Here is a 12,843-nt window from a genome sequence, read left to right as displayed (position 1 = left end):
CTACCCCTCCTTTTTATCAACTACTCTCACATTTTCTGCTTTTACAGTTACGGGAATTGGCACTACTGCTTCGAGAAGTTCTATTGTTATCTCATTTTTGGTTTTATCCACTCTCTTCACAATTCCCCTTTCACCTTTAAAAGGTCCAGCAGAAACTTCGACCATATAACCTTCTTTTATCTGTTCTACAGCCTTCTTTGGTGTCAGATAGTGCTGGACATCCTTTAAGCTCATTTCCTTTTTTACAATACCCCTCACATGCTGAAGACCACGAGTAGCCATTATAACGTCCTCAATTCCCTCTGCTTCAAGTATAACGTATCCTTTAAGCTCTTTTGGGGCTAAAATTGAATAAACTTTAAGATTATGCTTTTTAACGGCCAATTCAATCATGTTCGCAACAATTCTTTCTTGGTTTGCTGTAGTCTTTACAGCAATATACTTCATTTAAAGGCACCTGGCAGAACTTCCATTAAAAGATAGACCACGAACCCCACAAATCCTACTATAAACATCACAGCAAGTGCTACCTTAGCAGTAGTCGAAAATTCCTCCCAGCTCGGTTTTTTTGCCATCTTTAGCACGTTGTAGTATTCATTGAGCTTTTCCCCTATCTTTGGCATACTGTGGAACTTAATGTGTGGGTTATTAAATTTTACCTTACGAAATCTATACCATATTTCTGCGTAACAGGAAAGCCTTTACGCCCCAATATTTGAGGACTTTTAACGCCTGTAACGATCAGCAAAGTTCTCATAGTATTTTCAAGTTCTGGATCAATCATAGCACCCCAGATTATCCTGGCATCCGAGTCGAGTTTCGAGTATATCTCTTCAACCACGGTTTCTGCCTCTTCTACAGTCATATCTGGGCCACCGGTAACATTGACAAGGGCAGATTTGGCACCAGAAATGTCTACATCCAGTAGTGGACTCTTTAGTGCTTTTCTAACTGATTCCAGAGCCTTATCTTCACCGCTTGCTTCCCCGAGTCCGATCATTGCGACTCCCCCCTTCTCCATGATGGTCTTTACGTCTGCAAAGTCTAAATTCACAAGTCCCGGCTTTGTGATCAGCTCAGTTATACCTTTCACGGCTCTCATTAAAATCTCATCTGCGACTTTAAATGCCATGTTTAATGGATAATTCGGCACAACTTCGAGTAACTTGTCATTTGGGATTACTATTACAGTATCCGTAACCTCTCTTAACCTCTCAAGTCCTGCCTCAGCATTGGCCCTTCTTACGGATCCTTCAGCAGTAAAAGGATACGTAACTACCGCAATTGTAAGGGCTCCAGCTTCCTGAGCAGCTCCAGCTATAACTGGTGCAGCACCGGTCCCGGTTCCACCTCCGAGACCGCAAGTAACGAAAACCATGTCACTACCTTCTACAATCTTTTTGATCTCTTCTTCGCTCTCTCTTGCAGCCTCCTCTCCTATTTGGGGCAAACTGCCTGCTCCAAGACCTCTTGTCCTCCTTTTTCCCAGCAGGATTCTTCTATTTGCTTTGGTGTAGTATAAATGCTGAACATCTGTGTTCATCGCTATTAGTTCTGCACCTTCTACACCCTCTTCGTATAATCTCGTTATCGTGTTACACCCAGCCCCACCAACCCCGATTACTTTTATGACCGTTTTCAACTCATGTAACATTTGAACAATTTCATCTTCAACATTTTCCGCACCTTTTCCCTCTATTCTCTCTTTTTTCTCTCTTTCAGCCCGAGAAAGAGCTTCTTCGATTATAGATCTCAATCACATCCCCCTCCGATTCTTTTAATTATGCATGCAAAATAGTATATAAATCCTTTCTTCCTACCCGAGTTTGAGGTGCTTCGGAGATGGAAAAATTGAAAGGTATCGTTGGTCTAACACACGCTTTTAGAAATGCAGTCTCAGATTTGAAAGACGGTTCAAAAATAGTATTTATAGGTTCTCCATTCGTCTGCACACCTTTTGCGGAACTGCTCGTGTATTCTGTTCGGGATAGAAATTTTGAGGCAATATTCATTCCAAAAACAAATGAGGGGGAAGCGAGAAAAGTCATAGAGTTGGAGGGCGTTGGATATTGTATAGGGAATGAGAAAGCAGACCCAAGCGATCCCGATGCCATAGTGCTACTTGGTGGTTTGGCGATGCCCAAGTTTGGGTGCTCCGTAGAAGAAGTTTGCAGAGTGATTGATAGGATATCTAAAACAAAGAAACCAATCCTTTTGGGTGTTTGCTTTATGGGCATCTTTAAAAAGCAGGGTTGGGATAAAGTCTTTAGTTTCAGAAAACTAATTGATGCGACGATCGAGGTAGAAACTGACTAATTCGAAGAGGAAAGATTTATATAATTCATATCATTACAATTATTATGCGCTTCGATGTGCTAATATTAACAATAATGGCTCTAATTCCTATTATCTTGCCATACATAGCTCCAGAAATTGTGTTGGAATTCATAAAGTCATATGTTATTCTTTACGTCTTATTAATTGCTTCTGTTTCTATAATCCTGTCTCTTCTTATTTTTATAGGTTCTACAGGAGAAAGAAGGTATTTAATGCTCTCCATTTCAACTACACTCGGTGTTTTTGCAGTGGGGAGCGTTTCTGCTTATTTTAGTCTCGGAGAAGTTGAGTTGGAATTTACAAAAGCTTACCTACAGCTTCTCGAGCAGATTGCCACCTCTCCACTCTCTCTAACATTCTTTGTAGGACTTTACTTCCCCCTCTTTGCGTTCGGAGTATGGAAGCTTGCGAGAGAAATAGCATTCATAAGGTTAAAGGATTTGGCGATTAGTTTTTTAGTCCCGGTGTTGCTTATAGGACTAATTATATGGGCTATGGGCGCTTCTAACTATCCTACAGCGGTTCAGGACTTATACTTTGTATCCCTATTTCTCGACACAGTATTAATGTTTGTTTACACAGTTCTTTTTCTCATGTTTCTTGAAACAGAATCAAAAGCTTATTTCCTTATAGTGCTTGCATATTTGATCTTCTGGTTCACGGGGGATATCCTAACACTTTCGGGTTTAATTTATTTGGGTATTCCGACAGTTTTCTATGCTCTCGCTCTCGTAAGTATATACTCAGGCTTGCTTTATGTCTATAGAAGAGACATTGGAGTTATTACTTACTCCGAATTAATTGAAGAGAAAGAAAAAATCACGGAGCAGTATAAAGAGGCAAAAGAGGCTCAAGAGCTCATAAGCATACTAAATCGCATGCTTAGGCATGACGTTAAGAACAAATTACAGATCATCCTGAGTTACGTTGAAACTTATCAGGTGAAAAAGGACGAAACTTACCTTCAGAAAGTAATCGAGGCAGTTGAGGAAATAGACAAGTATCTGGATAAGGTTAGAGAAATAGAGAGAGCGCTGTCTGCGGGAACCGAACCGCTTAAGCCAGTAAACGTCAGAAAAGTTGTCGAAGAAGTGCTAAAGTCATACGAAATACCAGCTAAAATTCAGGGCTCAGGCATTGTGCTCGCGGATGATCTTCTCTACTCTGTTATAGACAATATCGTAAATAATGCGATAAAGCACGGAAAAACAGAAAAGCTGGACGTTTATATTGACAAAGTTGAAGACGAGATTGAAATCAGAATTGTGGATTATGGCGTAGGAATACCTGCTGAAGCGAAAAAGAAGATTTTTGAAGGCTACAGCTTAACTCTGAAGGAGAGAACAGGCTTGGGGCTTTACATAGTTAAGAAAGTCGTTGAGAGATACGGCGGTAGGGTCTGGGTTGAGGATACCAAGCCAAAGGGAGCCACTTTTGTAATAAGACTCAAGGCACCACCCAAGAAGTGAACGAGGGAGAAAAGTTTTAAATACTTGCATCAAATATAATAATATGAGCATCACGATTGATCTATACAAAAAATTACCGAAGGAATCTTTCGAATTATTCATCCGCAATCTCTCTGTTAGAGATTACCTTGAAGGAATTTGGAGGCTATACGAAATCAATAGGACTCTTGATTATTTGAAGGAGTTTGATGGTATCTTTGAGGAGCTCTTCAGATTCTTTTTCAGACCATTTGAGCTCATAATCTTCAACGAAAGAGTAATCAGGAATATAATCCCCATTCAGGAGATATTCAAGGGGAGAGATGTTGTCAGCGCCTATACTGAGTTTCTTGAAAGCGCAATTTCGCATATGAAGTTGACTTTTCAGCTTTTTTCTGAACCAATTTTATCCCAAAAACTTCCAGTGGAGAAATTCTTTGATGAGTGGAGGGAATTCTTGAAAAAGTTCGAATCAACAGGTGAACTCTTGTTACAAGACTATCCATTTGCCTTGCCGGAAAACGCAAAGAACTATCTTCTCGACTGTTTTACTCACTGGAAGGAATTTGTAGAGAGCTATGAGATTTACAAGAGTCTCATAAGGGAAGCATACAGGAAGGGTGTTGATAGATTTCTAAATCTCGCGAACTCAAATGGTTTTAAAAGCTTTGAAAATTTCAGAGATGCATTTCAGGATTGTCTTGCGAAGGAATTCGACATACTTTTGAAATCTGAACAATATTTGAAGATTCAGGGAAAACTCATGAACGCTCTTTTTGACCACATTTACTGCTTAAGGCGATTTTTGGAGCTTTTAATAGAAAACAATCCAGCAAGTCCGTTTGCAACAGTTTCGCAGATCGACGAGGCTTACAAAAGGATCTTAGATCTCAAGAGAAAAGTCTTGGAGCTTGAAAAGAGAATTGAAAAGCTGGAGGGAGAAAGATGTTCGAAAAAATAATGGAAGTGAACGTAAAGCCTTGGACTTGCGATTTTGAAGTTGTGCATGAAGACTGGCTCTTCAAGCTTTTACATTTTAAAGGGGAGAAAAAGCATAAGGTGCCTTTGCTATTTGTTTACGCTTTCATAAATCGTCCTTACGTCCTTGATCTGCATGAAGAAGTTAGTGTGGTTCGAAAGCTAATAAATGAGGGTATAGACGTTTGGATGATCGACTGGGGATATCCAAAGAGAGCGGACAAGTTTCTGAAAATCGAGGATTATATAAACTACATAGATTTCTGCGTTGATCTCATAATGAGAGAATGTAACGTTGAAGCGGTCACGATTCACGGTTACTGTCTTGGATCAACTCTCTCTGTTATTTATTCAGCCCTATACCCTGAAAAAGTTAAGAATCTCATAATCCAAACTCCACCACTCAATTTTGACACTGAAAACGCCCTTGCACTATGGGCAAAGCACATAGATCCACAAAGGGTATCGAGAGCGGTTGGGAACATCAGCGGAGAGATGCTGAACATTGCTTTTCTACTAATAGATCCGATTAGGCTCGTTCTCGGAAAGTATCAGGGATTGATTGACAACATTGAAGATACTAAGTTTCTTAAGGAATTTTTCTCAATGGATTTCTGGATCTTCGACTCCCCAGCGGTTGCTGGTAGTGTTTTCGAAGAATACATCGACAGATGGTATCACAAAAACGAGATCATGAAAGGGACTTACACGATAGGGGGCAAGCTTGTAGATCTGAATAAGATCACAATGCCAGTGCTTGCACTTTACGCTGAGAAGGATCACATAACTCCGCCAAGTGCTGTGATACCCTTCTTGGAAAAAATACCCTCAAAGGACAAGAAGGCGATGAGCGTTGATAAGGGACACATAGGCTTAACTGTTAGTAAAAGCTCCCATGCAAAGCTGTGGAATGAAGCAATAAAGTGGATCGTAGAAAGATCAGATTGATCTTAAATCCAAAACCCTTTTTGCTTTGCCCATCGATCTTTCAATGCTTCCTTTTTCGACAAGCTCAACGTTGGTTCTCAGAAGCAATTCTTTCTGCAAAATCCTTTGAATTCTTTCTTGGAGCTCCTTAAGATCCCAAAGCTCTCCTGTAAAGATCTCGTCTCTTACTTCGACTCTGACTGTGATCTCATCAAGTCCGGATTCTCTGGTAAGCACGATCTGGAAATTGTCTCCCACTTCTGGGATCTGCATTAGCACATGCTCGATCTGACTCGGGAAGACGTTGATGCCACGCACAATTAGCATGTCATCACTTCTGCCAAGGATCCTCATAAGCCTTGGGTGAGTTCTCCCACAAGCACATTTATCAGTTTCAAGGATCGTTATGTCTCCAGTTCTATATCTGAGTATTGGCATTGCCTCTTTTGTTAATGCAGTCAAAACAAGCTCCCCTTTCTCGCCCTCACCAACCTGCTCGCCAGTCTTAGGATCTATTAGCTCAATGAAGTAGTGGTCCGCCCATATATGCAATCCATGCTGTTCCTTGCATTCAAAAGCAACTCCTGGGCCATTCATTTCACTCAACCCGTAGCTGTCGTAGGCTTTTATATTAAAAGCATCTTCAAGCCTTTTTCGAGTGTTTTCGCTCCATGGCTCGGCGCCAAAGCAACCAATTCTCAGCTTAAGCTTATCAGCAACACCCATTTCTTCAACAACTTCTTTGACATGCATGGCATAGCTTGGAGTTGAGTGAATCGCTGTGGTGCCGAAATCGACCATGCACTGCACCTGCCTTTCGGTATTTCCAACTCCTGAGGGGATTGTCATTGCCCCAATTCTCTCTGCAGCGTAGTGAAATCCAAGACCACCCGTGAAGAAAGAGTAATTTGCCATGTTCTGAAAAACGTCGCTCTCTCTAACGCCTACCATGTATAAGCATCTCGCTACCATGTTTACCCATGTATCGATGTCCTGAGCAGTGTAGCCAACAACTTTTGGCTTTCCTGAAGTTCCGCTCGACGTGTGAATTCTGACTATTTTCTCCTTTGGAACCGCAAACAGTCCAAAGGGGTAATTCTGGGCAAAATGCTCTTTTTGGGTGAAGGGTATCTTGGCGATATCTTCAGGTTTTTTTATATCATCAGGAGTAATATTTGCTTCTTTTAGTCTTCTTCTATAAAATTCAACATTATCATAAGCCCTTTTAATCGCATTCTTTAGCCTTTTGAACTGCAATTCCTCAAGCTCTTTTTTTGGGAGCACCTCCTCTTTTTCCCAGTATTCGTTATTCCATGGCATGTCAAGTTAAAAAATCGCTCGAAAGATAAAATTTTCTTTTAGTTATGGCTGTTTTGATTTATTGAATCAATTAAAAACTTTTAATTCAAAAAGTTCAGATCGACTATGGCGAAATCAGCAGAAGATCGATTCTATAAGTTCCTTTACTTCTTCTGGCTCTGTTTCTGCATATTCGTCGTTCCATCTCCATTCTTTTAGCATATATTCTACCATGAAGTCATCGAGGGTTTTGACCTTATAGCCTTTTTCTTTAAGCCAGTCGATTGCATCTTTTTCCAATGCGTCAAGGATGTCGTAATCCTCCACGATCACTTCAATAGATTTCTTTCTGTTTCCTATGAGTTCAAAGAGTTCTTCTTTACCAAATTTCTCGTCTTCGACGTCGTTTTCTTCATCATACCCACGATATAAAAGCAAATAGGTTTTATTTTTGGTTGATATAAAAGCGTGTCTGTCGTTATTCTCCTTTATCTCAGTAGTTTCAGATTCAAAAGATTCCAAATACTTGGTGAAGGTCTCAACAAATTCGCGGAAAGATGAAACGTAGTAGCTCTCTGAAGAAACGTAGAAGTATAGCTTTCTGTTGAAGTAATAACTCTCGATTATGGGTCTTTCAAAGTCTAATGGCCAACCCTCGCTTATCCATTCATCAAGGAATTGTTGTCTTATTTGCGAAAGTTCGAAATAGTCGAATCCTCCACCATCCATTTTTTCTACAATGAGAAGCTCAGGCAGTTCGAAATAAGAGCAAAGTGGTATATCCCTCAAGTCATCAACACAGATTTTTGGTGTCTCAAATTCTTTTCCAAAAGTTAAGACGAATTTTCTGAATGGCATGGTTTCGGGAATTATTTCTTCGAAATCCTCTGATCCCTGATAGATCGTGAATTTGACGAGATCACGATTTTTTGAGTAAATGGGTCTTGTTCTGAGTTTATTGCTCAGAACATAGTCCTCAAAATATGGATTACGATTTCGATGGTGTTACCTTTTTTCACAACACGCATAATTTTAATATGGTTTGATTAATTTTAAACTTTCTTTTTGGTTTAGAGTATTCATCCTGGAGCATTTTAGATTAAAGAACCTCTGGTTAAGGCTCTGTCTGTTTGCACGATTTTTGAGAATTAAAATTTTAATCGCATTTATTTAAGTCAACATTGGCATGAATTCGTCCGAAGGGATCAAATGGCTTTAAAATTCTAATTGCAAAAGATTTTTATCACAAGCACAAGCTTTATGAAATAAGGCGAACGGTTTATGGATCCATTCATTGTCTTCTGGGAGCTCACAAGGGCGTGCATGCTTGCATGCAAGCACTGCAGAGCAAAAGCAATAAGAAAAAGAGATCCAAATGAGCTCACAAGGGAAGAGTGCTTCCGCGTCATGGATGATCTTGCAAGCTTTTCAAAGCCAATGCTGATCTTCACGGGTGGAGATCCGCTGATGAGGGAGGATCTTCCTGAAATTGTGGCTCATGCTTCAAAAAAATTCAGGGTCTCAATTGCTTTCAGCGGAACCGAGAAGGCAAATAGAGAAGTTCTTGAGGAGCTGAAAAATGCGGGAGTTGCAAGGATTGCGATAAGCATAGACGGGCTTGAGGAAACGCATGACAAATTTAGAGGCATCAGTGGAGTGTTCAGAAAAAGTCTTGAAGTTCTAAGAATTGCAAAGGAAGTTGGTCTGCCATTTCAGATCAACACTACTGTAACGAGAGACAATATTCTTGAGCTTCCAGAAATTTTAAAGCTTTGCTTAAAGCTTGGAGCGGAAATGTGGGATGTATTTTTCATTGTGCCCACTGGAAGAGCTAAGGCTGAGCTGATGCCAAGTGCTCAGGAATTCGAAGACATTTTATGCTGGCTTTACGATGTCAGAAGCTTAATAAATGTTAAAAGCTCCGCTGCTGTGCACTTCAGAAGGATCGAGATCATGCGAAGCCGTGGAGAGATGCCAGAAGTAGGCGAACTTTACTGGAAGCTGAGAGAAAAGATCGACTTTGGAGAAAGAAAAGAGAGAAGTGAAAGCATGCACAGAGCGTTTGTAACCGACGGCAGAGGAATGTTCTTTATAAGTCACGTTGGCGAAATTTATCCGAGCGGTTTCCTTCAGATCTCCGCTGGCAATGTTAGAGAGAAGAGAGTAGAGGAAATTTACAGAAACTCTGAGATCTTCGTTAAATTGAGAGATCCGAACAATCTTAAAGGTAAATGCGGGATCTGCGAATTCCGATCTATTTGTGGTGGAAGCAGGGCGAGAGCTTATGCCATGACTGGAGATTACCTTGCTGAAGAGCCCTGCTGTGTTTACAGACCGAGGGGGAAAAATGAAGGTAAGCATAGTCCTTCCAGCCTATAATGAAGCGAAAAGGCTGAGAAATGCGGTTGAGAAAATAGAGGAGCATGCGAAAGCCTTGGGTTACGACTACGAGATCGTAATAGCCGAAGATGGCTCCACCGATGGCACAGACAAGATCGCAAAGGAGATAGCCGAAAAGAACCCAAGAGTTAAGCATCTGCATTCTGATCAAAGGCTTGGCAGAGGCAAAGCGTTGATGAACGCCTTTAGAAATTGCTCTGGCGATGTGGTTGTTTACATGGATGTTGATCTGTCGACCGATCTCAGGCATCTTAAGGAGATCGTTTCCGCCATTGTCGAAGGCTACGACATTGCCACTGGCTCACGGCTCATGAAGGAAAGCAAGGCAAAGAGACCTTTGAAGAGGGATCTTGCGTCAAAAGCTTACAATCTTCTCGTTAGGCTTTTGCTTGGCTCAAAGCTCCATGATCATCAATGTGGCTTCAAGGCCTTCAAAAAAGATGTAATTCTTGAGATTGGTGCACTTGCTAAGGACACACACTGGTTCTGGGACACTGAAGTGCTCGTTTTAGCCCAGAAAAAGGGCTATAAGGTAAAGGAGATCCCAGTGATTTGGGAACATGGTGGGGAGACAAAGGTTCGCTTCAAAAAGGACGTTCTTTACATGTTTTTCCAGATTTTACGGATGTTATCGGAAGATCTTGCAAGATCCCGTAAATTCTTTGTCTTTACAACAATTCTGGCTGTTTCGATCCTTTTATTCCTGATCTTTACCGCGGGTATTCAAAGCTTTGTTGAAAGCCTATTCTTAATCAAACCCGAGTTCATTGGACTCGCAACGTTCTTTTACGTTCTTTCATTTCTCCTAAGAGGGTTCAGATTCAAATATGTTGTCGAAAAGCTCGGAGAAAAGACTTCAACTGGTTTCTCGGCTCTTGCTGTTAGCATTGGTCAGACTGTGAATGTGATAACCCCCATAAGGCTTGGAGATCTCGCGAGAGCTTACGTTTTCAAAAGATCTGGGGTTAGTTATACCTGTTCTCTTGGTGGCGTAGCGGTAGAGAGGTTTTTTGACATAATCTCGGTTGCAGTAATTGCATTCTTTTGCTCATTCTACCTCGGCACAAGAAACTTGGAACCAATCTATGGCTTGGCTTTTGCAATCCTCATAATCTTAGCAATTCTGATCCTTTCGAGAATGCAGAATTTCGTTGGAAGGATCATGGAAAGGGCTAAAATGGCTTTAAATCCCTCAGGCGGGGTAATTTTATTTGCCCTTTCTTCACTGCTCTGGCTTTCAGACATCTTCGTTTGCTACTTCATATCGTTAAGCTTCGGTGGTGTTAACTTTTTCGTTATAGCTCTTGCGGTTGCGATCGGCAATATTGTTAAGGCAATCCCCATAACCCCTGGCGGAATTGGCACATACGAGCTGGCTTTAACCGCAATCATCGGGCTCTCTCAGCCCTACTCAATAGCATTCACAATCGCCTTTGTTGACCATGCTCTGAAGAACGTCTTAACAGTCATTCTTGGAATGCTCGCCCTCTCCATGCTGAATTTGAGCCTTAGGGAGGTGAGGGGTTGAGCTTTTTTTACGCAATAGTTTTCTATCTTCTCTCTCTTCTGATCACACTTCCATTTCTCAAATTCCTAAAATTTTCAGTTGCCAGATTTGCCTCTATTTTTCTGCTCACCCTCACTTCCTTCTTTCTTGGACACCTAATCGCCTTTAAAGTTGTCTTTTACGCTATTTTAATATTAACCATACTTCTTTTAGCCTATCTCATTTATTCGAAATACAGGCTCAGCTTGGATAAAAGCGAAACGATCTTCGCTTGCGTCTTCTTTTTCTTTATCTTTCTTCGTTTTCTAAACCCAAGCATTTTCGACGCTGAAAAGTTTATGGACATGGCTTTTATGAATTCAATTCTGAAGTCCCCAAACTTACCGCCGAACGATCCTTTTTTTGCAAACGAAAAGCTCAACTGCTACTACTACTTCGGGCACGTGCTTGGCGCTGGAATTATACTGCTCTCATTTGCCCCACCTGAGATTGGATACAACATTGCAGTGGCAGCAATTCCCGCATACACCGCGCTGCTTGTTTATGGAATTTTCGAGAGCAATCGTAAGATCGCTTTAATTGCAATGATCTTCGTCGCTTTTTCTGGGAACGCCTATTCCTTCGTAGATTTACTCCAGAGACCTTTCTCAGGGGGCTTGGACTTCCTTTATTACTGGAATTCAACGAGGGTGATTGAGGGCACAATAAACGAGTTTCCATATTTCAGCTTCATTCACGCTGATCTCCATGCTCATGTGTTTGCAATCCCCATGAAGATCTTTTTTGTTTCCTTATTGCTTTTGAATGAAAAAAGAATTCGAGTGCTTTTGCCATTAACCCTCTTTGCAATCTTTGCCACCAACTCTTGGGATTACCCGATAATGCTCTTGCTCTCGATCGTTTATGCTCTCTCAAGTAGAGACAGAAACATTCTTATTTATTCTCTGGTTTCATTGCCTTTGGTTGCGTTTTACTACACCACGATGAATCTGCCAAAGACTGAAATCGTTTTTTCAGTTGAGAAGAGCGCTTTGCTTGAGTTTCTTGGCTATTCCGCCACCCTTCTAATTTTGGCTTATTTGGTCTACTTAATTTCAGACAAAAAAACGCTATTTTATTCAATTCCAATTGCTCTGCCATTCTACTTCCTTAGCCCAATCCTGCCAGTTTTAATTCCTCTGCTTGTTTGCTCTGCTTACGGAGTTTACAAAAGAGATGGAGCTTCTGCTTTGGTCCTCACTGCCGTAATATGCTTTATTTTACCAGAATTCGTTGCTATTGACTCAAGACTGAACACAGTGTTTAAATTTTACCTCTGTGCATGGATTCTACTTGCGATCGGAGCAGTTATGAAGCTAAAAATTGAAGATTTAAGGCGAGAGGCGAAGCTGATCGTGGCAGTATTGCTCATTGCAAGCCTTGTTTATCCGCTCGTTGCAACTCCGCTGAGATACAATTATTCTTATGCAGAATTCACGCTTGATGGAATGGGCTTTACTAAGCACTATGGAGAATATGAGGCACTTCAGTGGCTGAAGGAAAAGGATGGAGTAATCATCGAAGAAGGTTGCACCCATGGCTACTACTGTGCATACCAGTATGGCGGAAGGGTTGCGGTTTTTACGGGAAATCCGACAGTTGTCGCATGGACTGGGCACGAGTTTCAGTGGAGAAGAAATTACAGTGCAATAGCTGAGAGGGCAAGCGATGTGAGGGAATTTTACACTTCAAAGGACTGCAATGAAATGACAAGAATTTTGGAAAAATACAACGTCTCCTACGTATTTTTTGGCTACGAAGAAAGAAGACTTTTTGGCTCTGAATTGGCTATTGAGAAATGCTTTGAAAAAGTTTTTGAAAGCGGAAATGCCAAGATCTTCAGTGCTCTCAGAAAAGACTAAATTGCAATAGGCGAAAAGTTTATCATTATGGGTGCAAATTTTAACC

The 12,843-nt window shown here is 41.0% G+C and carries 12 protein-coding genes; 7 read left to right on the top strand and 5 right to left on the bottom strand.

Annotation, left to right across the window (positions count from 1 at the left end):
* Genes QXI54_08605 through ftsZ form a run of 3 tightly spaced genes read right to left on the bottom strand, consistent with a single transcriptional unit; the run spans position 1 to position 1,756 of the window.
* Entirely contained in the window at positions 1–447 is a 447-nt protein-coding gene (locus QXI54_08605; GenBank protein MEM0303211.1) for a transcription elongation factor Spt5, read from the bottom strand.
* Complete coding sequence (locus QXI54_08600) at positions 444–623, bottom strand: protein translocase SEC61 complex subunit gamma (protein ID MEM0303210.1); 180 nt, start codon at positions 621–623, stop codon at positions 444–446. Before QXI54_08600 ends, QXI54_08605 begins: the two co-directional genes overlap by 4 nt.
* Positions 624–655: 32 nt before the next feature.
* Positions 656–1,756: a cell division protein FtsZ gene (gene ftsZ / locus QXI54_08595; GenBank protein MEM0303209.1), complete on the bottom strand. Its 1,101-nt coding sequence runs from the start codon at positions 1,754–1,756 to the stop codon at positions 656–658.
* Positions 1,757–1,842: 86 nt separating this feature from the next.
* On the opposite strand from ftsZ, the gene QXI54_08590 reads away from it, so the two are divergent.
* From QXI54_08590 to QXI54_08575, 4 genes are read left to right on the top strand one after another with little or no spacing between them, the layout of a single operon-like run.
* On the top strand, positions 1,843–2,316 hold the full coding sequence (locus QXI54_08590) for a DUF2124 family protein (GenBank protein ID MEM0303208.1): 474 nt from the start codon (positions 1,843–1,845) through the stop codon (positions 2,314–2,316).
* Between the two features lie 44 nt (positions 2,317–2,360).
* The gene (locus QXI54_08585; protein MEM0303207.1) at positions 2,361–3,806 is read left to right on the top strand and encodes a HAMP domain-containing sensor histidine kinase; all 1,446 of its coding nucleotides are present in this window, start codon (positions 2,361–2,363) and stop codon (positions 3,804–3,806) included.
* A 43-nt stretch (positions 3,807–3,849) separates the two neighbouring features.
* Positions 3,850–4,746 carry a poly(R)-hydroxyalkanoic acid synthase subunit PhaE gene (locus tag QXI54_08580; GenBank protein MEM0303206.1) on the top strand — a complete coding sequence of 299 codons (897 nt, stop codon included), beginning with the start codon at positions 3,850–3,852 and terminating at the stop codon, positions 4,744–4,746.
* Positions 4,731–5,711: an alpha/beta fold hydrolase gene (locus QXI54_08575; GenBank protein MEM0303205.1), complete on the top strand. Its 981-nt coding sequence runs from the start codon at positions 4,731–4,733 to the stop codon at positions 5,709–5,711. The genes QXI54_08580 and QXI54_08575 overlap by 16 nt, the downstream gene beginning before the upstream one ends.
* On the opposite strand, the gene QXI54_08570 is transcribed toward QXI54_08575, so the two are convergent.
* Entirely contained in the window at positions 5,703–7,010 is a 1,308-nt protein-coding gene (locus QXI54_08570; protein ID MEM0303204.1) for a phenylacetate--CoA ligase, read from the bottom strand. The two genes, QXI54_08575 and QXI54_08570, sit on opposite strands and share 9 nt — an antisense overlap.
* A gap of 114 nt (positions 7,011–7,124) precedes the next feature.
* Positions 7,125–7,847 carry a hypothetical protein gene (locus tag QXI54_08565; GenBank protein MEM0303203.1) on the bottom strand — a complete coding sequence of 241 codons (723 nt, stop codon included), beginning with the start codon at positions 7,845–7,847 and terminating at the stop codon, positions 7,125–7,127.
* Positions 7,848–8,270: 423 nt separating this feature from the next.
* Here QXI54_08565 and QXI54_08560 point away from each other — a divergent pair, with 423 nt between their 5' ends.
* From QXI54_08560 to QXI54_08550, 3 genes are read left to right on the top strand one after another with little or no spacing between them, the layout of a single operon-like run.
* Positions 8,271–9,368 (top strand): TIGR04053 family radical SAM/SPASM domain-containing protein, encoded by a 1,098-nt coding sequence (locus QXI54_08560; protein MEM0303202.1) that lies wholly within the window; start codon positions 8,271–8,273, stop codon positions 9,366–9,368.
* On the top strand, positions 9,337–10,917 hold the full coding sequence (locus QXI54_08555) for a lysylphosphatidylglycerol synthase domain-containing protein (GenBank protein MEM0303201.1): 1,581 nt from the start codon (positions 9,337–9,339) through the stop codon (positions 10,915–10,917). Before QXI54_08560 ends, QXI54_08555 begins: the two co-directional genes overlap by 32 nt.
* Positions 10,914–12,797, top strand: a complete 1,884-nt coding sequence (locus QXI54_08550; GenBank protein ID MEM0303200.1) for a DUF2298 domain-containing protein — start codon at positions 10,914–10,916, stop codon at positions 12,795–12,797. Before QXI54_08555 ends, QXI54_08550 begins: the two co-directional genes overlap by 4 nt.
* Positions 12,798–12,843 lie beyond the last annotated feature (46 nt).

This window comes from Archaeoglobaceae archaeon (genome assembly GCA_038734275.1).
GTDB lineage: Archaea > Halobacteriota > Archaeoglobi > Archaeoglobales > Archaeoglobaceae > WYZ-LMO2.
Note: the sequence above shows the minus strand (reverse complement) of the source record. Positions and strands in the feature narration are given on the sequence as shown.